This is a genomic window from Caenispirillum bisanense (assembly GCF_039523075.1).
GTDB lineage: Bacteria > Pseudomonadota > Alphaproteobacteria > Rhodospirillales > Rhodospirillaceae > Caenispirillum > Caenispirillum bisanense.
The window spans coordinates 1-23,512 of sequence record NZ_BAAAEP010000040.1; the positions used below are offsets into that span (position 1 = coordinate 1).

Genomic DNA, 23,512 nt, shown 5'->3' on the forward strand with positions numbered 1-23,512 from the left:
GTGGGGGCCGGCGGGGCCCCCGTCCCCACCCGCGGCGCCGGCACCGCCGCCAGGGCGAGCGCCTCGGCGGCCGGCTCGGGCAGGGCATCGGCCACCGACGCGGCCTTGCGGGCATCCGCCGCGGTGGCCGCCGGCTCCGGGCGCGGCGGGCGGGGCGTGTGCGGCGTGCCGCTGATCACCACTTCGGTGCCGTCGGCCTGCAGCACCCGCACCGGCCGTTCGGGGGTGCAGGCGGCAACCAGGGCGGCGGCCCCGGCCGCCAGCAGCAGGGCAGGATGGCGGCGCATCAGCGGGCTCCTTCGGCGGCGGCGGCCGGCGCCACCAGCCCGTTGCGCTGCAGCAGGCGGGTGACGACATGGGTCATGGCGGCGGTGCCCACCACCGGCGCGACGATGTTCACGAACGGCACCGTCGACAGGAAGGTGATGATGGCGCCGGCCAGCCACAGCCGCCCCATGTACTGCTTGCGCAGCGCCCGCGCCGTCGGCGGGTCGACTCGCCGCAGGGCCACCACCTCGAAATATTCCCGCGACAGCAGGTAGCCGTTGAGGCCGTAGAACAGCACCGCCGAGGCCGGCGGCAGCAGCATCAGGAACAGATAGAGCGGCAGCGCCACCAGATTGAGGCCGACCATGACAGCGGCGAACTTGATGGTGGTGCCCAGCACCTCGCTCAGCGGCTGTTCGCGGTTGGTGGGCATGCCGGGGTAGTGGCGATCCTCCACCGCGTCGGCCACCTGCTCCAGAAAGAAGCCGATGACCAGCGTCGCCAGGGCCGGGAAGAACAGCAGCGTCAGCACGAACACGGCGACGCCGCCCAGCACGTCCACCAGCGCATCCACCCACGGCAGGGTCACCAGGGCGGTGGAGGTGAGCCCCCACCACAGCCCCACCGCCAGCAGGATGTAGACCACCAGCGCGGCGACCAGACCGAGCAGCACCACCGACCGCATGCGCGGGTCGGGCAACTGGGCGAAGGCTTTGACGAAGGCGTCGATCACGGGTACCGGTCCTTGTTCTGCCGCAGGCGCCCTCAGCATCGCCGCCTGCGGTTGCGTGTCAAGGGTACTGGCGGTGCCAGCGGTGCGGCAGCGCCGTCACCGCCGGGCGCCGGCGGCGCGGGCCACCTGCATCAGCGCGCGGGCGCACATCTCCTCCGCCGGCAGGCCGGTGGACTTGCAGTCGATCTCCGCTTCCAGCAGCAGGTCCAGCGCCTGACCGATGAGCGGCACCGTCCACCGCCGCATCTGCCCCTTGAAGCGGTCGGCGACCTTGAAGAACACCGGCGGGCGCAGGCCGCTGACCGCCTGATCGGGGCTCTTGCCGGCCTCCACCGCGCCCACCGCCAGATGCAGCCGCTGGAAATGCCGCTGCAGGGTGCGCAGCACGCCGACCGGATTGGTGCCCTCGCGGTAGAGGCGGTCGAGGATGCGCTGGGCGGTGGCGTTGTCGCCGTCGGCGACGGCATAGCACAGGTCATCCAGGCCGAGCGCCGCCGTATCGCCGATGCAGGCGGCGGCATCGGCCAGCGTCACCTCGCCCTGGCCGCCCTTGTAGAGCACCAGCTTGTCCAGTTCGGAGCGGATCAGCTGGCGGTCGCTGCCAAGGTGCGACAGCAGGAACCCCATGGCATCGGACGAGGCGCTGAGGCCGGCGGCGCGCAGCACGTCGCGCACCAGGGTTTCCAGCCCCGCCCCTTCGTCGGCATAGCACGGCAGCGCGGCGGCATCGTCGGCGCCTTCGCACAGCTTGCGCAGGGCGGAGGTCTTGGGCAGGTCGCCGGCCTGCAGGATGATGAGCGCCTCGCCCTTGCCGTCCTCAAGAAAGCTCTTGAGTCGCGGCGCCACCGTGTCGGCGGCATCGCGCAGCCGCACCACCCGGCGGCCGCCGGTCAGCGACAGGGCGGCGGCCTCGTCGGTCAGGCGGGCGGGGTCGGCCTTGAGGTCGTCCGGGGTGAGGTCGGCGACGCGGAAGGGGTCCTGCGGATCGTCGACGACGGTACGCACCAGCCGTTCCGCCCGCTCGCGCACCAGACCGGCATCGGGGCCGTAGACCAGCACCGCGCGGATCTTCGGGTCGGGCCGGGCGACGAAGGCCTCGATACGCCCGCCCTGCAGCTTCATCCGCCCGCCTGCGCCTGGCCGGCCAGATGCACCGACACGCGGGTGATGATCCGCTGCGCCAGGTCGCGGGCGGCGCGCGACTCCGCGTCTTCCTTGGAAATGATGGTGGAGTACTGGTTATCGAGGATGTTGTAGCTGGCGATGCTGGTCATGGTGTCGCGCAGCACCGGCTTGCCATCCTTCAGCAGCGCGAAGCTGGCCCGCATCTCCACGTTGGCGCGGGTGGCGGTGGCGTCCTTCAGGATGCCCAGTTCGCGGCTCTGGCGGGCGACCGTCACCTGCAGGGTGTAGACCTTGGGCTGGCTGGGGCCGGCGGCGGTGACCGCCTGCTCCATCTCGTTGCGCATGATCTGGCCGTAGCGTTCGGCGATGGGGGCGACGAACACCTTGGCCAGTTCCGCCGACACCGCGCCGGACCGGCTGCCGCCGCCGTACAGGGGGCGGTAGCCGCAGGCGGCGGTGAGGGAGACGAGGCCGGCTGCCGCCAGGCCTCGCAGGATCATGCGTCGCGTCGCCATGCCGGTGCGGTCCCCCATGTCAGGCCACGATGTTGACGATCTTGCCCGGCACCACGATCACCTTGCGCGGCGCCTTGCCCTCCAGCTGCAGCTGCACGTTGGGCAGGGCCAGGGCGGCGGCCTCGGCCTCTTCCTTCGGGCAGTCCTTGGGCAGTTCGACGGTGCCGCGCAGCTTGCCGTTGACCTGCACCGCCAGGGTGACCGTGTTCTCCACCAGCATGGCCGGGTCGGCATTGGGCCAGGCGGTTTCGGCGAGGGACGTGGTGTGGCCGAGGCGCTGCCACAGTTCCTCGGTGATGTGCGGCGTCATCGGGTTGAGCAGCCGCACCACCGTTTCCAGGGCGAATCGCACCGCGGCGCCGTCGGCCTTGGCCGGGTCCTTCACCGCATCGCCGATGGCGTTGGTCAGTTCGCGCAGCTTGGCGACGGCGGTGTTGAAGCGCAGCGCCTCCAGGTCATCGGTGACGCCGGCCACCGCCTTGTGGGCGGCCCGCACCAGCGCCATGGCCTCGGCCGGCAGCGCGTCGGGCAGGGCGGCGCCGGCGGTGCCGAGGTCGACGCCGGCGTCGGTCACCAGCCGCCACAGGCGGTTGAGGTAGCGCCAGGCGCCCTCGATGCCGGCATCGGACCAGTCGAGGTCGCGGTCCGGCGGGCTGTCGGACAGCATGAACAGGCGGGCGGCATCGGCGCCGTAGGTGTCGATGATGCGGGTCGGGTCGACGGTGTTCTTCTTCGACTTCGACATCTTTTCCGACCGGCCGACGGTGATCGGCGCGCTGTCGGACAGGCGGCGGGCGGTGCCGTCGGGCAGCTTTTCCACGTCACCCGGCTCGACCCACTTGCCGTTCGGGTCCTTGTAGGTTTCGTGGTTGATCATGCCCTGGGTGAACAGGCCGTCGAAGGGCTCCGCCACGTCGAGATAACCGCAGTCGCGCAGGGCGCGGGTGAAGAAGCGCGAGTACAGCAGGTGCAGCACCGCGTGCTCGATGCCGCCGATGTACTGGTCCACCGGCAGCCAGTAGCCGGCCTTGTCCTTGCCGAAGCCCGCCGTCTCGTTCTTCGGGTCGGCGAAGCGGGCGAAGTACCACGACGATTCGAAGAAGGTGTCGAAGGTATCCGTCTCGCGCCGCGCCGGCTTGCCGCAGGTGGGGCAGTCGACGTGCTTCCAGGTCGGATGATGGTCGAGCGGGTTGCCCGGCTTGTCGAAGGTGACGTCCTCGGGCAGGGTCACCGGCAGCTGGTCTTCCGGCACCGGCACGATGCCGCAGGAGTCGCAGTGGATGACCGGCACCGGGCAGCCCCAGTAACGCTGGCGCGACACGCCCCAGTCGCGCAGGCGGAACTGCACCGTACCCTTGCCCTTTCCGAGTTCCTCCAGGCGCGCGATGGCGGCGCGCTTGGCCTCTGTGGTCGCAAGGCCGTCGAGGAAGCCCGAGTTGACGGCGACGCCGGCCTCGGTGAAGGCATCGGTGGCGGTTTCCGCCAGCTCCTTGGAGAACGCGGCGACGTCGGCATCCTTCGGCGCCACCACCGCCCGCACCGGCAGGCCGTACTTGCGGGCGAAGTCCATGTCGCGCTGGTCGTGGCCGGGGCAGGCGAAGATGGCACCGGTGCCGTAGTCCATCAGCACGAAGTTGGCCACCCACAGCGGCAGTTCCCAGCTGGGGTCGAGCGGGTGGCGCACCGTCAGGCCGGTGTCGAAGCCCTTCTTCTCCGCCGTCTCGATGGCCTCTTCCGAGGTGCCGATGCGGTCGCACTCGGCGATGAACTCGACGAGTCGGGGGTCGCGTTCGGCCAGGGCGCGGGTCAGCGGGTGGTGCGGCGACAGGGCGACGAAGCTGGCGCCGAACAGGGTGTCGGGGCGGGTGGTGAAGACCTCGACATGCGCCTCGTCATGGCCGGCGACCGGCGCCGCCAGATCGAAGAACACGCGCGCGCCTTCCGACTTGCCGATCCAGTTGGCCTGCATGGTGCGGACCTTTTCCGGCCAGCGCGGCAGGCCGTCGAGGGCCGCCAGCAGGTCGTCGGCGTAGTGGGTGATCTTGAGGAACCACTGGTTCAGCTCGCGCCGCTCCACGGCGGCGCCGGAGCGCCAGCCCTTGCCGTCGATCACCTGCTCGTTGGCGAGCACGGTGTTCTCCACCGGATCCCAGTTGACCCAGCTGCGCTTGCGGTAGGCGAGCCCGGCCTTGAGGAAATCCAGGAACATCTTCTGTTCGTGGCGGTAGTATTCCGGCTCGCAGGTGGAGACCTCACGCGACCAGTCGATGGACAGGCCCATGGGCTTGAACTGCTCGCGCATGGCGGCGATGTTCTCGCGCGTCCACTTGCCGGGGTGGACGCCGCGCTCGATGGCGGCGTTTTCCGCCGGCAGGCCGAAGGCGTCCCAGCCCATGGGATGCAGCACGTTGAAGCCCTGCGCCCGCTTGGCCCGCGCCACCACGTCGCCGAGGGTGTAGTTACGCACGTGGCCCATGTGGATGCGCCCCGACGGGTAGGGGAACATCTCCAGCACGTAATACTTGGGCCGGGAGGCATCCTCGGTCGCCAGGAACGCCTGGCGGTCCTCCCACACGCGCTGCCACTTTTCCTCGGTTTCCTTGACGTTGTAGCGGTCGTCGGAGCGCGACATCGGCTTGCTCGTCCTGCTTCTCTCTGGAGTCGAAAGGGCGCCGGCCCCATGCGCGGGGCCCGGCGCCGCCGGTTGGCGTGTGACGGAACGGCGGCGGCCGGCGCCGGGCGATCATGCCCGCCGCGCCGGCCGCCAGCCCGTCACTTTTCGTTGGAGGCGATGCGCAGCTGGCGGGCGCGGGTCAGCACCGCGTCCTCCATCTCGCCGGCGACGCCCGGGGCCACCGGCGCATCCACCCAGTTGCCCATGGGGTCGCGCACCTGGCGGAACACGTTCACCCGCACGCCGTCGGCCCGCAGCTCGCGGCCAAGGATGAAGAGGTTGGCCTTGAAGCGCTCGCCCGGCGTCGCCGGGTCGGCGTACCAGTCGGTGATGATGACGCCGCCGAACGGGTCGGCCGACACCAGCGGCATGAACGCCACCGTATCCAGCGAGGCGCGCCACAGCCAGGCGTTGACGCCGATGCCGGTGCCGCCCTGGTCCTTCTTGTCGCCGCCGCCGCCGAACAGGCCGCCCTGGCCGAAGATGGTCTCGCGGTCCTGCTCGCTCTGGCCCGGCCGCACCATGCGGTAAGACCCGCTCGGCTCGGTGCGGTAGCGCTTGTCCTCGGGGAAAACCGCCTCCGTCTGCCCACAGGCGGACAGGACGACGGTGGCGGCCAGTGCGGTCGCCACGGCCTTGAGGACGGTACGGCCGGAAGCGCGGTAAGTGCCCGTCATGAACCCTTCTCTCGTATCCATCGGTCTGGTTCGCCACCGAAGCGGCGGACGCGGCGCCACCCGGCGGGCGCGACGGGCACCTTTATACCCTGCGCCGCGGCGCGGCGCGAGCCCTCGTCATCGCAGAGATTGTTGCAGCGACGCCACAGTGTGCGACAAACGACACGATCAAAGGGGGCAATGAATTGACCTTTGGCCTTACCCATGGCTTCCTTTGCCTCGACCCGCAGGTGGTATGCCCCCGGGGCGGCCGAGCGGGATTTTAAAGTTTCGGCTTTGCCAGAATTTGCGAGAGAGAAGGAAGTCACCATGAAGAAGGTTCTGCTTGGCACCTCCGCGCTGATCGCGGCTGGTCTCCTGGCTGCCCCGGCTTCCGCCGCCGAGAAGATCAAGCTCGGCCTGGGCGGTAAGATGGAGCAGTACTTCGGCGTCGTTTCCCAGGATGACGCGCCGGGTTACGATCCGACCCTGACCGGTATCAACACCGACACTGAAGTCTACTTCAGCGGCGCCACCACCCTGGACAACGGCCTGACCGTCGGCGCCATGATCCAGCTGGAAGCCCAGACCAACGCCACTGCTGAGAACGCTGATGAGCAGTACGCGTACATCGAAGGCGCCTTCGGTCGCGTGATGGCCGGCCAGATGGACGGCGTCCTGACCCGTCTGGCTCACGAAGCTCCGCAGTACGGTCTGGCCGACGATGACGTCGCCGCCTTCTTCAATCCGGCGGCTGCCCTGGGTGGCGGCTACGCCCGCCTCGTCGACACCACGCTTCAGTCGAGTGACGGCGCTGCGGTGAGCTACATCTCCCCGTCTCTGGCCGGCTTCTCGGTCGGCGCCACCTTCATGCCGAATCCGGGCGGTGCGATCGGCAACACCGTCAGCTCCGCGCTGCAGGCTGACAGCGAGGATGACTTCCACAACCAGTGGGAAGCCGCCGTGGCCTACAACGGCGAATTCTCGGGCGTTCAGATCGGTGCTGACCTGGCTTACATGCAGCAGAGTGCTCCGGACGCTGGTAACCTGGAAGATCCGTCGGCTTGGCGTGCTGGCCTGATCGTCGGCTACGCTGGCTTCCAGGTCGGCGGCTCCTACCTGACCCTGCAGGACCGCAACGGCGTTGATGGTCTTGACAGCAACGTTTGGAACGCGGGCATTGGCTACAAGACTGGCCCGTACGGCGTCTCGCTCGTCTACCTGCAGTCCGACGTTGAACTGGCTGGCGCCGGCAACGACGATGCTGAATACCGCCAGTGGTCGCTGCACGGCAGCTACGCCATGGGCCCGGGCGTGACCCTCGCGGCCGTTCTGTTCCATGGTACCGGTGAGCTGGATGCGGCTGGTGCGGATAACGACACCGACGCCACTGGTGGTATCGTTGGTCTGCAGCTGTCGTTCTAAGAACGACTGCAAGACAGTTGGAGGGAGGGAGCGGCCCCGCGCCGCTCCCTTTCTTTTTGTGCCTGGCCGGCCGAGGGGCGGAAGGGCCAGTCACCGCCTCAGGCGGTGATGCCAAGCGCCTCCAGCAGTGAGCCGATGCGGGCTTCGTACTTGCGCCAGCGCTCCACTGAGCCTTTGTAGATCGGCTACCGTACTTGCCACACGCTTGCCGTGGACACGGTGCAGGTGTTGGTGTGGAAGGCGGCCATGGTCGGGTGCCGCTCCAGGCCCAGGTGTTCGATCATGCGGCGGCCTTGCGCCTCGTGGTCGGCCACCACGTCTTCGTACACCACCCCCAGAATTGCATCGCCGCCGCCGCCGCCGCCGAGTGGGCCATCAGCCGCTGGTACTGGCGATAGAAGTGGCCGAGCGCTCGCAGATCGTAGGCATAGTTGTTCTGGCCGCCGAAGTTCGGGAAGTAGATGGACAGGCACGAGTCCACCGGGGCGCCGGCAATGGATCACCCGCACCTTGGGGAACAGCAGGGCGATGAGGCCGAGGCGCCGCGAATCGCCCGGCAGCTTGTCTGTGACATGGCGGGCGTGTGGAATCGCTCCAGGTGCGCTAGATAAAGGTAAATGAACTCGCCCAGCGGCTCGCGTGGCGGCTTCGTCACCCGCAGCCCGTTCCGCCGCGGCCTGCTGTTCGGCGTCACCAACCCCAAGGGCTATTCGGTGGCACTGGCCATGTTCACCGCCCTGCTCGCCGACCGCTCCGACTCGCTGACCTGGAGCGTGGCGCCGGAACTGCTGGCGGCGGCCTTCCTGGGGTTCCTGGCGGCTGACGTGATCCTGGTGTGGCTGACCGGCCTGTCCGGCCCGAAGGCGGTCTACCGCCGCCACGACGTCTGGATCATCCGCGCCACCGGCGCCCTGTTCGTCGGCTTCGCCGTCAACGCCCTGACCGCCAGCCTGCCGGGCCTGTGGGCGCGGCGGTGAGGGCAAAACCGCCCAAAATGCACTAAGGGGCCCGTGGCGATCAGACGCCGCGGAGCCCCTTAGGCTTATTTAGACTCGGGCGCGGTCCGTTACCGGCAAAGTCCCTTTGAGCGACGTCAACGTCCAGTGGAGCTCAGGCTAAACTATTAGTCGGGAGGGTCAAGCATATACATCTCTTACATAGAGCGTCGTGTTTTTTCTCGCTTGGCGGGCCACTGTTGCCCGTTCTGCGGGCGTGGCGTGTCCGCAGCCCGTTGTCGTGGTTGGATGAGGTGGGTATGCTATTTCCCTCATATTCAGGGGGAACTCATGTCTCTCTACCGGATACACCTTCACAAGCTCCTGGCGATCATGTACGCGACGCCTCAGAGAAGGCGGTCAATCCTCCTGGAGGATATCCGCCGCGGGCAGACCGCTCTTCTGGCTACGTCCGGTGGCGACTTTTACGCCCCTTTCTGGGCTGACGCGAAGGCGCACGTCGCTGGCAGCGGCGATCTTTCCCAGCGGACTCAGGCTCGGATCGATAGCAACTTCCGGCGGGAACGGCTCTATGAACAACTCAAGGACGGGTTCCTGGAGTGGTGGACGTCCTGGAGAAGGTGGCAGAATGAGCCGATTATGCTTGTTGAGCCCGGGATAAGCGGGAGGCTTGAGTTCGGGACCCTTGGCGCCACCGTGAAGGTTGAGAATTTACTCTCTATGGCGCTAGGAGGCGCAGCCAGGTCGACCTTTGCAGTCTACCCCTACTTCCGAGAAGAGCCGGAACTGGATGGTGAGGCTTGGCGTCTTGCTGTTTGGGCAGTCAGCGAAGCGATCGGCCCCCAGGTCAACAACTCATTCTGCATCCTGGATATTCAGCGTGGCGTGGCTAGAGAGTACTCGCAGGAGCATCTTCGCGGGGATGAAGAGGATATATTCATAAGCCGGTACGCCGACGCCTTGCTGAATTGGTCAGATTTGGGCGGCACGGTACCGGATCGATAATCTCTCTCGCTTCTTTCCCCTCAGTTCGGCATCCCCGGCGGCGGGTTGCGGTTGGCGTGGAGTTTTACCTCCAGCCAGCGCAGGAAAGTGGCGAACAGGAAGATCATCACCAGATAGATCACCCCCGCCGCCGCAAAGGTCTCCACCGGCTGGTAGGTGACGGCGATGATCTTGCGGGCCATGCCGGTCAGGTCCAGCAGGGTGATGGTCGAGGCCAGGGCGCTCGACTTGATCATCAGGATCACTTCGTTGCCATAGGCAGGCAGGCAGATGCGGAAGGCGCGCGGCAGGATAACCCGCCGGTAGGTCAGCGCCCGGCTCATGCCCAGGGCCCGCGCCGCCTCGATCTCGCCGGGCGGCACCGCCTGGATGGCGCCGCGCAGGATCTCCGCCGAATAGGCCGCCGTGTTCAGCGAGAAGGCGATGATGGCGCACCAGTAGGCCTCGCGCAGCACCGGCCACAGGAAGCTCGCCCGCACCGCCTCGAACTGCGACAGGCCGTAGTAGACCAGGAACATCTGCACCAGCAGCGGCGTGCCGCGGAAGAAGAAGATGTAGGCAAACGGCAGCGCCCGCACCCACGGGTTGGCGCTGACCCGCAGCAGCGCCACCGGCAGGGCGATGGTGAAGCCGATCAGGATGGCGACGCCCACCAGCTGGAGCGTCAGCCAGGCGCCCTTCAGCAGTTCGGGGAAGGCGGCGAGAAAGACCTGCATGTCCATGGGGCCGGCGCTCCGTCACGAGGCCGCGCGGCGCTGGCCGCGGTTCGCCCGCTTTTCCAGCACGTGCAGCACGGCCATGGTGATCACCGTCAGACCCAGGTACATGAAGGCGGCCGCCATGTAGAAGGTGAAGGGCTGCTTGGTGTAGCGCGAGGCGATGTCGGCCTGCCGCATCAGATCCTCCAGCCCCACCACCGACACCAGGGCGGTGTCCTTCAGCAGCACCAGGAACAGGTTGCCGAGGCCGGGCAGGGCGATGCGCCACACCTGCGGCAGCACCACGTGGCGGAAGGCCAGCAGCTTGCTCATGCCGAAGGCCTGCGCCGCCTCCACCTGGCCCTTGGGAATGGCGAGGATGGCGCCGCGGAACACCTCGGTCGCATAGGCGCCGAAGGTGATGCCGAGGGCGGCCACGCCGGCGCCGAAAGCCGAGACCTCGAAGTACGAGCCGACCAGCGCCGACAGCACCACGGTGCCGCCGAAATAGACCAGCAGCACGGTCAGCAGTTCGGGCAGGCCGCGGAAGATGGCGGTGTAGGTCTCGGCGATCCAGCGTACCGGACCGACGGGCGACAGCTTCATGGCGGCGCCCGTAATCCCCAGCACCAGCCCGAGGACCACCGCCCCCAGCGCCAGCTGCACCGTCACCCACAGCCCCGCCAGGAGCTGCGGCAGGTAGGCCTGCAACATCGGCTGTTGTTCCCTTGTCCGCCGATGACCACGGGGTGCCGGCGCATCCGCCCGCCACGGCGGCGGCGGCGGATGCGGGCACCCCGCGCCCTGCTGTCGTCACACGATCAGGCGTTGCCGCCCGATCTTAGTAGATGTCGAACGGGAAATACTTCTCGTTCAGCTTGGCATAAGTGCCGTTGTCGCGCAGTTCCTTGAGGGCGGCGTTGAACTTGTCGCGCAGCTGGTCGTCGCCCTTGCGGATGGCGATGCCGATCTCGTCGTCGTCATAGACCGGCTCGCCCTTGAACTCGTACTTCTCGCCTTCCGGCGTCTGCAGCCAGTCGTAGGTGACGTAGACGTCATTCAGCACGCCGTCCAGGCGCCCGGCGGCGAGGTCGAGGAAGGCCTCTTCCTGGGTGCCGTAGAGCTTGATGTTGACGCCCGGCACGTTCTGCTCCAGCCACTGGGCGGAGATGGTGGCGCGCTGGGCGCCGATGGTCTTGCCCTTCACCGCCTCGGCCGAGGTGTCGAAGTCCTTGCCCTTCTCGGCGACGTACTGGAGCTTGTTGGAATAGTACTTGTCGGTGAAGTCGACGGCCTTCTTGCGCTCGTCGGTGATCGACATGGAGGCGATGATGGCGTCGTACTTGCGGGCCAGCAGGCCGGGGATGATGCCGTCCCAGTCCTGGGCGACGATCTCGCACTCGGCCTTCATCTGCTCGCACAGGGCGTTGGCGATGTCGACGTCGAAGCCCTGCAGCTTGCCGGTCTCGTCGATGAAGTTGAACGGCGGGAAGGCGCCTTCGGTGGCGATGCGGACCTTGTCGGCGGCCAGGGCGGAGGACGCGGCGGCGGCCATGACGACCGCGGTGACGGCGGCGGCGATGGTCTTCTTGAGGGTCATTGGGTATGCGCTCCCTGTAGGGCCGGCCCCGCGGCGGGGGACGGCGAAACGTCGTTGCGTTCCTTGGCGGTCAGTGCAGGTGGCTGGCCAGGAACTGGCGCAGCCGGGGGCTGTCGGGATCGGAGAACAGTTTGGACGGCGGCCCCTGTTCTTCGGTCCGGCCCTGATGCAGGAACATCACCTGCGTCGAGACGTCGCGCGCGAAGGCCATTTCGTGCGTGACGATCAGCATGGTACGGCCTTCCTCCGCCAGTTTGCGGATGACGCCCAGCACCTCCACCACCAGCTCGGGGTCGAGGGCGGAGGTGGGTTCGTCGAACAGGATGACCTGCGGGTCCATGCACAGGGCACGGGCGATGGCAGCGCGCTGCTGCTGCCCGCCCGACAGATGGTTGGGGTAGTAGTCGCGGCGCTCGGCCAGGCCCACCTTGGCGAGCAGCGCCTCGGCCCGTTCCCGCACCTCGGCCTTGTTCTGGCCGAGGACGTGGACCGGCGCTTCCATCACGTTCTGCAGCACGGTCATGTGCGGCCACAGGTTGAAGCTCTGGAACACCATGCCGACACGGCTGCGCAGGCGTTCCAGCTGACGCTGGCTGGCGACGCGGGGGGTGCCCTTGCGGTCCTGCTTCACCCGCACGTCCTCGCCGGCCAGCCGCACGATGCCGGCGTCGGGCGTTTCCAGGAAGTTGATGCAGCGCAGGAAGGTGCTCTTGCCCGAGCCGGACGAGCCGATGATGGAGATCACGTCGCCGTCGCGGGCTTCGAGCGAGATGCCCTTCAGCACCTCCAGCCCGCCGTAGCGCTTGTGGATGTCCACCACCTCCAGCGTCGGCGTCGTGTCGCCCGCGGGGGCCGGGGCCTTGCTGAGGTCGATCACGAAGTTGCCGACTCCCTTGCTGTGCGATACGGGTTGTAGGGCCTGTCGAGGCGGCTTAGTTTCCTGCCGGTCACAAAGAAGTGTCAAGATTTTACGACGATTCACGAACTTCGCCCGCAGGGTTTATTACCGGAGGATAGCGGTGAGCAATTTCGGCAGCGACAACGTCACCGGCGCCCACCCGCAGATCATGGCCGCGCTCAGCCGCGCCGCCGCGGGCAGCGCCACTCCCTACGGCGGCGACGACTGGACGGCGCGGGTGCAGGACCGGCTGCGGCAGGTGTTCGACAAGCCCGACCTGCTGGCCTTCCCGGTGGCCACCGGCACCGCCGCCAATGCCCTGGCCCTGGCGACGGTGGTGCCGCCCTACGGCAGCGTGCTGTGCCATGCCGACGCCCATGTGCAGGTGGACGAGTGCGGCGCGCCGGAGATGTTCACCGGCGGCGCCAAGCTGGTGCCGCTGGCCGGCGACCACGGCAAGCTGACGGCGGCGGCGGTGCAGGCGGCCATCGACCACGCCGGGGTGCGCGATGTCCACCGGGTGCAGCCGGCGGCCGTCACCCTCACCCAGGCGACCGAGGCCGGCACCCTTTACGGCCTGGACGAGGTGCGGGCGATCAGCGCCGTCTGCCGCGCCCACGGCCTGGCGCTGCACATGGACGGCGCCCGCTTCGCCAATGCGGTGGCGGCGCTGGACGTGGCGCCGGCGGAGGTGACCTGGAAGGCGGGCGTCGACATCCTGTCCTTCGGGGCCAGCAAGAACGGCTGCTGGGCGGCGGAGGCGGTGGTGTTCTTCAATCCCGCCCTGGCGCGCGACTTCGTCTACCGCCGCAAGCGCAGCGGCCATCTGTTCTCCAAGATGCGGTTCCTGTCGGCGCAGCTGGAGGCTTATCTGGAGGACGACCTGTGGCTGGCCAATGCCCGCCACGCCAATGCCTGCGCCCGCCGGCTGGCGGACGGGCTGGGGCAGGCGGGTGTCACGCTCGCCCATCCGGTGCAGGCCAACGAGGTCTTTGCCCACCTGCCGCCGCCGGTGCGCCAGCGGGTGGCCGATGCCGGCTTCGTGGTCATCCCGTGGGGCGACCTCGGCCCCGACGCGGTGCGCATGGTCTGCGCCTTCAACACCGACATGGCCGATGTCGAGCGCCTGCTGGCGGTCATCGCCGGCCGGGCGGGCTGATGCCATGACCGGCCCCGCGGCGCCCGGCCCGACGCTCACCCTCACCCTGCGCCCCGGCAGCCTTGCCATCTGCCGCCTGCCGGCCGCCGCGCCGGTGCCGGACTGGGCCTGGCAGGGGACGTTTCACAGCATCACCCGCACGCCGGACGAGCTGTCGGTGATCTGCGACCATGCCGCCGCCACGGCAGCGCCGGCGGCGGAGGGCTTGCGGGTGGATGGCCCGTGGCGGGTGTTCGAGGTGCAGGGGCCGTTCGCCTTCGAGGTCACCGGCGTGGTGGCGGCCCTGTCGCGGCCGCTGGCCGAGGCCGGCATCGGCATCTTCGTGCTGTCCACCTTCGACACCGACTGGATTCTGGTGAAGGCGACCTCGGCCGACTCCGCCGCCGAGGCGTGGCGGGCGGCCGGTCACACGGTGGCGGCGGGGTGACTCCCTCGTCTGGTCGCGGCCCGAGGGGGCTGGGGTCGGAACGGAAGATGCGCCACGAACAGCTCCCTTAGGAGAGGGCGGGCTGGTCCTGATTCTGGCCGCGTCCCAACAGGCGCGCCAGCCCCTGGTCCAGGCTGAGCGGCGGCTGCCAGCCCAGCTCGGCCCGGATCGGTCCGTCGTCGACGGTCAGCGAGCCCAGCAGCCGGTCGCCCAGCCCGCCGCGGCCGCCGAGTCGCAGCAGCGTCGCCAGCACGCCCGGCGGCACCGGCAGCAGCCGCGCCGGCCGGCCCTGCAGGCGGCGCAGGCGGCGGATCAGCTCGCCGGTGGAGACGTCCTCGCCGTCGCGCACCAGATAGACCTCCACCGCCGCCTGCGGCGCCGCCAGGGCGACGGCGACGGCATCGGCCAGGTTGTCGACGGCGATCAGGCTGCGGGCATTGCCGGTGGCACCGAGGGGCAGCGGCCACGGGCTGTCGCACAGCCGCGCCAGGGCGGCGATGTTGGCCTTCACCCCCGGACCGTAGACCACCGGCGGCCGGATCACCGTCACCCCGAGGCCGGGATGAGCCGCCGCCACCTGCCACAGCGCCGCCTCCGCCGCTGCTTTGGAGCGGCCGTAGTCGTCGGCGGCGGCCGGCGGGTCGTCGGCGCGGAAGGGGCGGCCGGGGGCGGTGGCCTCGCCGTTGACCTTGATGGTGCTGACGAACAGCAGCCGGCCGACGCCGGCCCGCGCCGCGCCTTCCGCCAGCCGCCGCGTCACCTCCACGTTGACGCGGTGGAAGTCGGCGGCATCGGCGGTGGTGGGGCGCATGACGTGGACCTTGGCGGCCAGATGCACCACCGCCTGCACGTCGCCCAGCAGGGGGGCGAAATCCGCCACCGCCGTCAGGTCGCCCAGCGGCCGCGACTCGACACCCGAGGGCTGCGCCGCCGCCGGTGCCGCTGTTCGCACCAGCGCCACCACCCGCCAGCCGTCGGCCAGCAGGCGGCGGCAGACGGCGGTGCCGACGAAGCCGGTGGCGCCGGTGACGGCGACCGTGCGCGGCCGCCCAGTCTCCACCCCGTCTGTCTCCACCCCGTCTGTCTCCACCCGGGCCTCAGACGATGCCGCGGTCGCGCAGCAGCGCGACGACGCGGGTGGCCAGGGCCTGCGGCGCCTCGTCGCCGGCCGGCAGGCGCAGTTCCGGCGCCTCCGGCGGCTCGTAGGGGCTGCCGATGCCGGTGAAGTTGGGCAGCTGGCCGGACCGCGCCTTGCGATAGAGCCCCTTGGGGTCGCGGCGTTCGCACACTTCCAGCGGGGCGTCGACGAAGACCTCCAGGAACTCGCCGTCCTCCAGCAGGTCGCGGGCCATGCGGCGCTCGCTGCGGAAGGGGGAGATGAACGACACCAGCACGATCAGGCCGGCGGACACCATCAGGCGCGACACCTCGGCGACGCGGCGGATGTTTTCCACCCGGTCCTCGTCGGTGAAGCCGAGGTCCTTGTTGAGGCCGTGGCGCACGTTGTCGCCGTCCAGCAGCATGGTGTGACGGCCGAGGCGGTGCAGTTCCTGCTCCACCAGGTCGGCGACGGTGGACTTGCCGGCGCCGGACAGGCCGGTGAACCACAGCACGCAGGGCTTCTGGCCCTTCAGGGCGGCGCGGGCGGCCTTGTCCACCTCGCTGACGTGCCAGTGGATGTTGGAGGCGCGGCGCAGGGCGAAGTCGATCATGCCGCAGCCGACGGTGGCGTTGGTCAGCCGGTCGACGAGGATGAAGCCGCCCATGTCGCGGTTGGCGGCATAGGGGTCGAAGGGCACCGGCCGGTCGAGGGCGAGGTTGCAGAAGCCGACCTCGTTGAGGTCCAGGTGCTTGCCCGCTGCCTTCTCCAGGGTGTTGACGTCGACCCGGTGCTTCAGCTCGGTCACCTGGGCGCCGACGCTGGTGGTGCCGAGGCGCAGGATGTAGGGGCGGCCGGGCAGCAGCGGCTGTTCGCTCATCCACACCACATGGGCGGCGAACTGGTCGGCCACCTCCGGCCGGTCGTCGGCGGCGGCGATGACGTCGCCGCGGCTGACGTCGATTTCCTCCGCCAGGGTCACCGTCACCGCCTGACCGGCAATGCCGCGGGCGAGGTCGCCGTCCAGGGTGACCACCCGCGCCACCGTGGTGGTCTTGCCCGACGGCAGCACCGCCACCCGGTCGCCCGGCGCGACGCTGCCGCCGACGATGGTGCCGGAGAAGCCGCGGAAATCCTGGTTGGGGCGGTTGACCCACTGCACCGGCAGGCGGAACGGCCGCGCCAGCGCGTCGGACGCCACCTGCACCGTCTCCAGATGGGCGAGCAGGGTCGGCCCCTCGTACCACGGCATGGCGGCGGTCGCCGGGGTGGTGACGTTGTCGCCGGTCAGCGCCGACACCGGCACGCAGGTGACGTGCGGAATGCCGAGGCGGCCGGCGAAGGTGCGGTAATCGGCGGCGATGCGCTCGAAGGTTTCCTGGTCCCAGTCCACCAGGTCCATCTTGTTCACCGCCAGCACCACATGACGGATGCCCAGCAGCGACACGATGTAGCTGTGGCGCCGGGTCTGGGTCAGCACGCCCTTGCGCGCATCCACCAGCAGCACCGCCAGCTCGGCGGTGGAGGCGCCGGTGGCCATGTTGCGGGTGTACTGCTCGTGCCCCGGCGTGTCGGCGACGATGAACTTGCGCTTGTCGGTGGTGAAGAAGCGGTAGGCGACGTCGATGGTGATGCCCTGCTCGCGCTCGGCCGCCAGACCGTCCACCAGCAGCGCGAGGTCAAGGGTGCCGCTGCCGGTGGTGCCGAAGCGGCCGGAGTCCTTCTCCAGCGCCGCCAGCTGGTCCTCGAACAGCAGCTTGCAGTCGTACAGCAGGCGGCCGATCAGGCTCGACTTGCCGTCGTCGACCGAGCCGCAGGTGATGAAGCGCAGCAGGTCCTTGGCTTCCTGGCGCTTGAGGTAGTCCTCCACCTCGGCAATGGCGGTGTCGCGGGCGTCGGCGGCCATCAGAAGTAGCCCTCCTGCTTCTTGGCTTCCATGGAGGCGCCGGCGTCCTTGTCGATGGCGCGGCCCTGGCGTTCGCTGGTGGTGGCGAGCAGCATCTCGCGGATGATTTCCGGCAGCGTGGCGGCGCGGCTTTCGATGGCGCCGGTCAGCGGGTAGCAGCCGAGCGTGCGGAAGCGCACCCAGGTTTCGGCCGGCGTCTCGCCGGGGTTGAGCGGCATGCGGTGGTCGTCGACCATCACCAGCATGCCGTCGCGCTCCACCACCGGGCGGGGTGCGGCGAAGTAGAGCGGCACCACCGGGATGTTCTCCTGATAGATGTACTGCCAGATGTCCAGCTCGGTCCAGTTGGACAGGGGGAAGACGCGGATGCTCTCGCCCTTGTTGATGCGGCCGTTGTAGAGCGTCCACAGTTCCGGCCGCTGGTTCTTGGGGTCCCAGCGGTGGCTGGCGGTGCGGAAGGAGAAGATGCGTTCCTTGGCGCGGCTCTTTTCCTCGTCGCGGCGGGCGCCGCCGAAGGCCGCGTCGAAGCCGTACTTGTCCAGCGCCTGCTTCAGGCTCTGGGTCTTCATCACGTCCGTATGCACCGCCGAGCCATGGCTGAACGGCCCGATGCCGGCCCGCACGCCGTCCTGGTTGATGTGGACGATGAGGTCGAGCCCCAGTTCCTTCGCCCGCTGGTCGCGGAAGGCGATCATCTCGCGGAACTTCCAGGTGGTGTCCACGTGCATCAGCGGGAACGGCGGTTTCGACGGGTAGAACGCCTTCATCGCCAGATGCAGCATGACGCTGCTGTCCTTGCCGATGGAATAGAGCATCACCGGGTTGCGGAACTGGGCCGCCACCTCGCGCATGATGTGGATGCTTTCCGCCTCCAGGCGCTGAAGGTGGGTGAGGCGGTCGGGGCTGAGCAGGGGAACCGTCATGGCGTCACTTTCAGAGCGGGAACGGCAGCGGACATGGGGGCGCGGCGGGCGGCTTCAACCGGCGGCGCGGGCCGCAGGCGCGGCGGCATCGGCAGAGGCGGAGGACGGCGGCGGCGGGGCGGCGGCAGGGGCGGCGTCGGACGGCGCATATTCCGGCACCAGGGCGCGCACTCCCGCCAGCACGGCGGCGGCATCGCCGGCGCGGGCGGCGGCCTCCAGGGCGTCGATGGCGGCCGCCACCTCCGGCGCATCGCCGCCGCGCACCTGGGCCAGCAGGATGCCCTGGCGACCGGTCGGCACCGGCGGCTCGGCGCCGTGGAAGATTTCCTCGAACAGCTTCTCGCCGGGGCGCAGGCCGGTGAAGACGATCTTCACGTCCTCCTCCGGCCGCAGCCCGGCCAGGCGGATCATCTGCCGCGCCAGATCGACGATCTTCACCGGATCGCCCATGTCGAGCACGAAGATGCGGCCGCGATATTCCGGCTGGTGGTGGCCGTAGGCGCTGGCCTGCAGCACCAGTTCCACCGCCTCGCGGATGGTCATGAAGTAGCGCGTCATGTCCGGGTGGGTGACGGTCAGCGGCCCGCCGTTCTCCAGCTGGCGGCGGAACAGCGGCACCACAGATCCGGTCGAGCCGAGCACGTTGCCGAACCGCACCGTCACGAACTGGGTGCCGGGGCCGGTGGCGCGGCTGTCCAGGGTCTGGCAGTAGCGTTCGGCGATGCGCTTGGTGGCGCCCATGACGTTGGTCGGGTTGACCGCCTTGTCGGTGGAGATCAGCACCATCAGGTCGACGCCGTGGGCGCAGGCGGCATCGGCCACGATGCGGGTGCCGGCGACGTTGGTCAGCACCCCTTCCACCGGGTTGGCCTCCACCATCGGCACATGCTTGAGCGCGGCGGCGTGGAACACCAGTTCCGGGCGGTGGGCGGCGAACACCTCGTCGATGCGGCGGCGGTCGCGCACGTCGGCGATCAGCGGCCGGCAGGGGATGGCGGCGAAGCGCTCGCGCATCTCGCCGTCGATGGTGTAGAGGGCGAATTCCGAGCTTTCGACCAGCACCACCTCGGCCGGCTCCAGCGCCGCCACCTGGCGCACCAGTTCCGAGCCGATGGAGCCGCCGGCGCCGGTCACCAGCACCCGCCGGCCCTTCACCAGCGCCTGCATGGCCGGCCGGTCGAGCACCGCCTGCGGCCGGCCGAGCAGGTCTTCGATGGCGATGGGGCGGACTTCCAGCTTGTCGGCCATGCCCTGCTTGAGCGCCGACAGTTCCGGCAGGCGCGACAGGGTGATGCCCAGGCCGTCGCATTCGTCGAACAGCGCCTTCAGCTGTTCGCGCGTGGCCGGCGGCCGGGTGAGGATGACGCGCTGCGGCTTGCGGCCCTGGGCCTCCAGCCGCGCCACGGCGCTGCGCAGGTCGTCCACCGACCCCAGCACCCGCACCCCCTGAATGTCGCGGCCGATGCGGCCCTGCTTGAAGGCCAGCATGCCGACCACGCGATAGGGCGCGTTCTCCCGCCGGGCATCGCGGATGAACAGGTCGGCGCCGTCGCCGGCCCCCACCAGCAGCACCGGCACCCGGCGGTTGCCGTCGTCGGCGAAGACGCCGATCAGCCCGTCCTTCATAAGCCGGTAGAGGAAGCGCGGCGCCCCCAGCATGAACAGCAGCACGAACCAGTTGATGAGCAGCGCCGACCGCGGCAGCCCCTCCAGGCGCGTCCACAGGAACATCAGGCCGAGGAACAGCAGGATCGCCAGGCTGACGGAGCGAGTGATGGTCATCAGGTCGCGCAGCGAGGCATAGCGCCAGATGCTGCGGTACATCCCCTGGCTCCAGAACGCCGCGCCGCACAGCGCGGTGAACAGCAGTGTCCACACCACCAGCCGGTCGAGCGGGATGAAGGCGAGCAGGATGTCGTCCAGGCGCAGGTACAGCGACACGACAAAGGACGCCGCCGCCATGAAAAGGTCGTGCAGGAAGACGATGTAGGCCTTCCGGAAGGCGCTGGCGTTGAACTTCACGATCGGACGGTCCTGGCATGCGGGCGCAGCCGCTGGCGCGCCCCGGTGAAGATAAGAGCAGCGCGCGCAGGCAATCAAGCGGAATGGGCCGAAGCCCCCGGGCAATTGCTTCGGGGTGAACTGATGGCGCCACTGGCGGCGCCCGATGCGCGAAAGTCCCGCGGGGATCTCCGTTTTCCCGTTGCTCCTGGCCGCCTCGCCCCCTTTGCCCCGGCAATAAGGCGATGCGCAGGAGGGGGAGGGCCGCAAGGAACGATTCCTCCCGTCCCCTCCGCCCAAACGGACTCCGGCCCCGCGGCGGGGGACCGCGGGGCCGGTTGCATGGTCACTCGTGGAGGGAGTTACACGCGGGGTACGATTGGGTAAACCTCACCCACGCAGTAAGGTTCCATCCGGCTCTGCATTTTTATGCAAAGGCTTCGTCCCACGTGCCCTGGGTGGCGGCCTTGGAATATTCCGTCGCCCGGTTCTCGAAGAAATTGGTGTGTTCCACGGCGTTCAGCATGGCGTCCAGCCACGGCAGCGGGTTCTTCTCGATCAGGTAGAGCGGCGCGAGGCCCAGCTGCGTCAGGCGGCGGTCGGCGATGTAGCGGATGTAGCGCTTCACGTCCTCGGCCGTCAGGCCCTCCACCGCGCCCAGCTCGAAGGCCAGGTCGATGAAGGCGTCCTCGTGGTGGACGATGGTCTTGCAGGCTTCCGACAGCTCGCCCTCGATCTTCGCCCGGTCCACTTCCGGGTTTTCCTGCAGGAAGGTCTTGTAGAGGCGGATGATCGAGTTGCAGTGCAGCGTCTCGTCGCGCACCGACCACGTGACGATCTGCCCCATGCCCTTCATCTTGTTGAAGCGCGGGAAGTTGAGCAGGATGGCGAACGACGCGAACAGCTGCAGCCCTTCGGTGAAGGCGCCGAACACCGCCAGGGTCTTGGCGATGTCTTCCTTGGTGTCGACGCCCCAGACCTGCATGTAGTCGTACTTGTCCTTCATCGCCTTGTAGTCGAGGAAGGCCGAGTATTCCGTCGTCGGCATGCCGATGGTATCGAGCAGGTGCGAATAGGCGGCGATGTGGATCGTCTCCATGTTGGAGAACGCCGCCAGCATCATCTGCACTTCGGTCGGCTTGAACACGCGGGTGTAATGCCGCATGTAGCAGTTGTTCACCTCGATGTCCGACTGGGTGAAGAAGCGGAAGATCTGCGTCATCAGGTGACGTTCGCTGTCGGACAGCTTGTGGTGCCAGTCCTTCACGTCATCGGCCAGCGGCACTTCCTCCGGCAGCCAGTGGATCTGCTGCTGCAGCAGCCAGGCGTCGTAGCACCAGGGGTAGGCGAAGGGCTTGTAGACGGGCTTGGCGTCGAGAAGGGGCATGACGGTCCTGTCGGTCAAAAAACGGCGAAGGCAGGCCCGGCCTTACTGGCAGGCCAGGCACTCTTCGTAATCGGTGGAGGCCGGCTCGGCGGCGGCCAGGGCGGCGGCGGCGGCCGGCGGGGCCATCAGGGCCGGGTCCTTCAGCGCGTCCGGCACCGCCTTGGACGACACCACCTCGGCCCGGGCGATGGACTTGGAGCGGCAGTAGTAGAGGCTCTTCACGCCCTTCTTCCAGGCCTGGTAGTGCAGCTGGTGCAGGTCGCGCTTGTGGACGTTGGCGGGCAGGAAGATGTTCACCGACTGGCTCTGGTCGATGAACGGCGTGCGGTCGGCCGCCAGGTCCACCACCCAGCGCTGGTCCAGTTCGAAGGCGGTCTTGAACACGTCCTTCTCGTCCTGGGTCAGGAAGTCCAGGTGCTGGACGGAGCCCTCGTTGACGGTGATCGAGGTCCAGGTGTCCTCGTCGTCGCGGCCCTTTTCCGCCAGCAGCGCCTTCAGGTACGGGTTGCGGACGTTGAAGGAGCCCGACAGCGTCTTGTGGGTGTAGCTGTTGGCCGCGATCGGCTCGATGCCCGGGCTGGAGCCGCCGCAGATGATGGAGATGGAGGCGGTGGGCGCGATGGCGGTCTTGTGGCTGAACCGCTCCATGAAGCCGTAGTCGGCGGCATCGGGGCAGGGGCCGCGTTCCACCGCCAGCGCCTTGGAGGCGGCATCGGCGTGGATCTTGATGTGCTTGAAGATGGTGCGGTTCCACACCTTCGCCATCACCGACTCGAAGGGGATGCCGTGCTTCTGCAGGAAGCTGTGGAAGCCCATGACGCCAAGCCCGACGGAGCGTTCCCGCATGGCGGAATAGCGCGCCTTGGCCATGCTGTCCGGCGCCCGGTCGATAAAGTCCTGCAGCACGTTGTCGAGGAAGCGCAGCACGTCCTCGATGAACTGCGGCTCGTCCTTCCACTCCTCCCAGGTTTCCAGGTTGAGCGACGACAGGCAGCAGACGGCGGTGCGGTCCTGGCCCATGTGGTCGCGGCCGGTGGGCAGGGTGATCTCGGCGCACAGGTTGGAGGTCTTCACCCGCAGGCCGGCCAGCTTGTGATGCTGCGGCTGGTGGCGGGCGACGGTGTCGTTGAAGATGATGTAGGGCTCGCCGGTCTCGACGCGGGCCAGCAGGATGCGGATCCACAGGGCGCGGGCCTTGATGGTGCGCATGATGGAGCCGTCGCGCGGGCTGATGAGCGGCCAGTCGGCATCGGCTTCCACCGCCCGCATGAAGGCGTCCGACAGCAGCACGCCGTGGTGCAGGTTGGGGGCCTTGCGGTTGGGGTCGCCGCCGGTGGGGCGGCGGATCTCGACGAATTCCTCGATCTCCGGGTGGTCCACCGGCAGGTAGACCGCCGCCGAGCCGCGCCGCAGCGAGCCCTGGGAGATGGCGAGCGTCAGGCTGTCCATGACGCGGATGAACGGCACGACGCCCGAGGTCTTGCCGACCGAACCCACCGTCTCGCCGATGGAGCGCAGGTTGCCCCAGTAGCTGCCGATGCCGCCGCCGCGGGCCGCCAGCCAGACGTTTTCCGTCCACAGGCCGACGATGCCGTCCAGGCTGTCGTCGGCTTCGTTCAGGAAGCAGGAAATGGGCAGGCCGCGGTTGGTGCCGCCGTTGGACAGAACCGGCGTCGCCGGCATGAACCACAGCTTGGAGATGTAGTCGTACAGGCGCTGGGCATGGGCGTCGTCATCGCCATAGGCGCTGGCGACGCGGGCGAACAGGTCCTGGAACCCCTCGCCGGGCAGCAGGTAGCGGTCTTCCAGCACCGCCTTGCCGAAATCGGTCAGCTTGGCGTCGCGGCTGTGATCGACCCGCACCCGCGGACCCTCAGGAACCTGCACAACGTTCAGCACGACGACACTCCTTCAGCGGTTGCGGCAGGGACGACTCCGCGGCGGCCCGGGGGCGGGCGGCGACTGCGAAGGCCGGCGACGGGGCCGGCGCCTGCTCCTGCATCATGATCCGGATCGCGACGACGGCGGCCAGGGCAGTCCGCCCCGACCCGTGAGCCG

At 68.8% G+C, this 23,512-nt stretch carries 22 protein-coding genes; 5 read left to right on the forward strand and 17 right to left on the reverse strand.

Annotation, left to right across the window (positions count from 1 at the left end; genetic code table 11):
• From ABD056_RS16200 to ABD056_RS16225, 6 genes are all read right to left on the reverse strand, one after another.
• The coding region (locus tag ABD056_RS16200) for a hypothetical protein (protein ID WP_425545047.1) at positions 1 to 287 on the reverse strand (287 nt) is incomplete at its 3' end.
• Positions 287 to 1,000 (reverse strand): EI24 domain-containing protein, encoded by a 714-nt coding sequence (locus ABD056_RS16205; protein WP_343868293.1) that lies wholly within the window; start codon positions 998 to 1,000, stop codon positions 287 to 289. The genes ABD056_RS16200 and ABD056_RS16205, both read right to left, overlap by 1 nt.
• A gap of 96 nt (positions 1,001 to 1,096) precedes the next feature.
• Positions 1,097 to 2,122 carry a DNA polymerase III subunit delta gene (gene holA, locus ABD056_RS16210; protein ID WP_343868295.1) on the reverse strand — a complete coding sequence of 342 codons (1,026 nt, stop codon included), beginning with the start codon at positions 2,120 to 2,122 and terminating at the stop codon, positions 1,097 to 1,099.
• Positions 2,119 to 2,640 (reverse strand): LPS assembly lipoprotein LptE, encoded by a 522-nt coding sequence (lptE, locus tag ABD056_RS16215; RefSeq protein ID WP_343868297.1) that lies wholly within the window; start codon positions 2,638 to 2,640, stop codon positions 2,119 to 2,121. Before lptE ends, holA begins: the two co-directional genes overlap by 4 nt.
• Positions 2,641 to 2,659: 19 nt before the next feature.
• On the reverse strand, positions 2,660 to 5,272 hold the full coding sequence (leuS, locus tag ABD056_RS16220) for a leucine--tRNA ligase (protein ID WP_343868299.1): 2,613 nt from the start codon (positions 5,270 to 5,272) through the stop codon (positions 2,660 to 2,662).
• A gap of 140 nt (positions 5,273 to 5,412) precedes the next feature.
• On the reverse strand, positions 5,413 to 5,991 hold the full coding sequence (locus ABD056_RS16225; protein WP_343868301.1) for a DUF3576 domain-containing protein: 579 nt from the start codon (positions 5,989 to 5,991) through the stop codon (positions 5,413 to 5,415).
• A gap of 309 nt (positions 5,992 to 6,300) precedes the next feature.
• Between ABD056_RS16225 and ABD056_RS16230 the strand changes: the two genes are divergently transcribed.
• Positions 6,301 to 7,395 carry a porin gene (locus ABD056_RS16230; protein ID WP_343868303.1) on the forward strand — a complete coding sequence of 365 codons (1,095 nt, stop codon included), beginning with the start codon at positions 6,301 to 6,303 and terminating at the stop codon, positions 7,393 to 7,395.
• Between the two features lie 280 nt (positions 7,396 to 7,675).
• Here the strand turns inward: ABD056_RS16230 and ABD056_RS16235 are convergent, their stop codons facing one another.
• The gene (locus ABD056_RS16235; RefSeq protein ID WP_343868305.1) at positions 7,676 to 7,876 is read right to left on the reverse strand and encodes a hypothetical protein; all 201 of its coding nucleotides are present in this window, start codon (positions 7,874 to 7,876) and stop codon (positions 7,676 to 7,678) included.
• 136 nt (positions 7,877 to 8,012) lie between these two features.
• Between ABD056_RS16235 and ABD056_RS16240 the strand changes: the two genes are divergently transcribed.
• Positions 8,013 to 8,372 carry a LysE family transporter gene (locus tag ABD056_RS16240; protein WP_343868306.1) on the forward strand — a complete coding sequence of 120 codons (360 nt, stop codon included), beginning with the start codon at positions 8,013 to 8,015 and terminating at the stop codon, positions 8,370 to 8,372.
• Positions 8,373 to 8,681: 309 nt separating this feature from the next.
• A complete protein-coding gene (locus ABD056_RS16245; protein ID WP_343868308.1) occupies positions 8,682 to 9,356 on the forward strand; it encodes a hypothetical protein in 675 nt (224 codons plus the stop codon).
• A gap of 20 nt (positions 9,357 to 9,376) precedes the next feature.
• Here the strand turns inward: ABD056_RS16245 and ABD056_RS16250 are convergent, their stop codons facing one another.
• From ABD056_RS16250 to ABD056_RS16265, 4 genes are all read right to left on the reverse strand, one after another.
• Positions 9,377 to 10,078, reverse strand: a complete 702-nt coding sequence (locus tag ABD056_RS16250; RefSeq protein ID WP_343868310.1) for an ABC transporter permease — start codon at positions 10,076 to 10,078, stop codon at positions 9,377 to 9,379.
• Between the two features lie 15 nt (positions 10,079 to 10,093).
• Positions 10,094 to 10,768 (reverse strand): ABC transporter permease, encoded by a 675-nt coding sequence (locus ABD056_RS16255; protein ID WP_343868312.1) that lies wholly within the window; start codon positions 10,766 to 10,768, stop codon positions 10,094 to 10,096.
• 127 nt (positions 10,769 to 10,895) lie between these two features.
• Complete coding sequence (locus ABD056_RS16260; protein WP_343868313.1) at positions 10,896 to 11,654, reverse strand: ABC transporter substrate-binding protein; 759 nt, start codon at positions 11,652 to 11,654, stop codon at positions 10,896 to 10,898.
• A 70-nt stretch (positions 11,655 to 11,724) separates the two neighbouring features.
• A complete protein-coding gene (locus ABD056_RS16265) occupies positions 11,725 to 12,528 on the reverse strand; it encodes an ABC transporter ATP-binding protein (RefSeq protein ID WP_343868349.1) in 804 nt (267 codons plus the stop codon).
• A 145-nt stretch (positions 12,529 to 12,673) separates the two neighbouring features.
• Here ABD056_RS16265 and ABD056_RS16270 point away from each other — a divergent pair, with 145 nt between their 5' ends.
• Positions 12,674 to 13,711, forward strand: a complete 1,038-nt coding sequence (locus ABD056_RS16270; protein ID WP_343868314.1) for a threonine aldolase family protein — start codon at positions 12,674 to 12,676, stop codon at positions 13,709 to 13,711.
• A gap of 4 nt (positions 13,712 to 13,715) precedes the next feature.
• Positions 13,716 to 14,138 (forward strand): ACT domain-containing protein, encoded by a 423-nt coding sequence (locus ABD056_RS16275; protein WP_343868315.1) that lies wholly within the window; start codon positions 13,716 to 13,718, stop codon positions 14,136 to 14,138.
• Between the two features lie 67 nt (positions 14,139 to 14,205).
• Here the strand turns inward: ABD056_RS16275 and ABD056_RS16280 are convergent, their stop codons facing one another.
• From ABD056_RS16280 to ABD056_RS16305, 6 genes are all read right to left on the reverse strand, one after another.
• Complete coding sequence (locus ABD056_RS16280) at positions 14,206 to 15,213, reverse strand: NAD-dependent epimerase/dehydratase family protein (protein WP_343868316.1); 1,008 nt, start codon at positions 15,211 to 15,213, stop codon at positions 14,206 to 14,208.
• Between the two features lie 22 nt (positions 15,214 to 15,235).
• Positions 15,236 to 17,143 (reverse strand): sulfate adenylyltransferase subunit CysN, encoded by a 1,908-nt coding sequence (gene cysN, locus ABD056_RS16285; protein WP_343868317.1) that lies wholly within the window; start codon positions 17,141 to 17,143, stop codon positions 15,236 to 15,238.
• Positions 17,143 to 18,066: a sulfate adenylyltransferase subunit CysD gene (gene cysD / locus ABD056_RS16290; protein ID WP_343868318.1), complete on the reverse strand. Its 924-nt coding sequence runs from the start codon at positions 18,064 to 18,066 to the stop codon at positions 17,143 to 17,145. Before cysD ends, cysN begins: the two co-directional genes overlap by 1 nt.
• 54 nt (positions 18,067 to 18,120) lie before the next feature.
• Positions 18,121 to 20,028, reverse strand: a complete 1,908-nt coding sequence (locus ABD056_RS16295; RefSeq protein WP_425545048.1) for a polysaccharide biosynthesis protein — start codon at positions 20,026 to 20,028, stop codon at positions 18,121 to 18,123.
• A 466-nt stretch (positions 20,029 to 20,494) separates the two neighbouring features.
• Entirely contained in the window at positions 20,495 to 21,454 is a 960-nt protein-coding gene (locus ABD056_RS16300; protein WP_343868320.1) for a ribonucleotide-diphosphate reductase subunit beta, read from the reverse strand.
• Positions 21,455 to 21,496: 42 nt separating this feature from the next.
• Positions 21,497 to 23,353 (reverse strand): ribonucleoside-diphosphate reductase subunit alpha, encoded by a 1,857-nt coding sequence (locus ABD056_RS16305; protein WP_343868321.1) that lies wholly within the window; start codon positions 23,351 to 23,353, stop codon positions 21,497 to 21,499.
• Positions 23,354 to 23,512 lie beyond the last annotated feature (159 nt).

Coding starts and splice junctions, on each gene's coding strand:
- holA (WP_343868295.1), bottom strand. CDS start 2,122: ATGAAGCTGCAGGGCGGGCGTATCGAGGCCTTCGTCGCCCGGCCCGAC.
- lptE (WP_343868297.1), bottom strand. CDS start 2,640: ATGGCGACGCGACGCATGATCCTGCGAGGCCTGGCGGCAGCCGGCCTC.
- leuS (WP_343868299.1), bottom strand. CDS start 5,272: ATGTCGCGCTCCGACGACCGCTACAACGTCAAGGAAACCGAGGAAAAG.
- ABD056_RS16225 (WP_343868301.1), bottom strand. CDS start 5,991: ATGACGGGCACTTACCGCGCTTCCGGCCGTACCGTCCTCAAGGCCGTG.
- ABD056_RS16230 (WP_343868303.1), top strand. CDS start 6,301: ATGAAGAAGGTTCTGCTTGGCACCTCCGCGCTGATCGCGGCTGGTCTC.
- ABD056_RS16240 (WP_343868306.1), top strand. CDS start 8,013: ATGAACTCGCCCAGCGGCTCGCGTGGCGGCTTCGTCACCCGCAGCCCG.
- ABD056_RS16245 (WP_343868308.1), top strand. CDS start 8,682: ATGTCTCTCTACCGGATACACCTTCACAAGCTCCTGGCGATCATGTAC.
- ABD056_RS16250 (WP_343868310.1), bottom strand. CDS start 10,078: ATGGACATGCAGGTCTTTCTCGCCGCCTTCCCCGAACTGCTGAAGGGC.
- ABD056_RS16255 (WP_343868312.1), bottom strand. CDS start 10,768: ATGTTGCAGGCCTACCTGCCGCAGCTCCTGGCGGGGCTGTGGGTGACG.
- ABD056_RS16260 (WP_343868313.1), bottom strand. CDS start 11,654: ATGACCCTCAAGAAGACCATCGCCGCCGCCGTCACCGCGGTCGTCATG.
- ABD056_RS16275 (WP_343868315.1), top strand. CDS start 13,716: ATGACCGGCCCCGCGGCGCCCGGCCCGACGCTCACCCTCACCCTGCGC.
- cysN (WP_343868317.1), bottom strand. CDS start 17,143: ATGGCCGCCGACGCCCGCGACACCGCCATTGCCGAGGTGGAGGACTAC.
- cysD (WP_343868318.1), bottom strand. CDS start 18,066: ATGACGGTTCCCCTGCTCAGCCCCGACCGCCTCACCCACCTTCAGCGC.
- ABD056_RS16295 (WP_425545048.1), bottom strand. CDS start 20,028: ATGGCGGCGGCGTCCTTTGTCGTGTCGCTGTACCTGCGCCTGGACGAC.
- ABD056_RS16300 (WP_343868320.1), bottom strand. CDS start 21,454: ATGCCCCTTCTCGACGCCAAGCCCGTCTACAAGCCCTTCGCCTACCCC.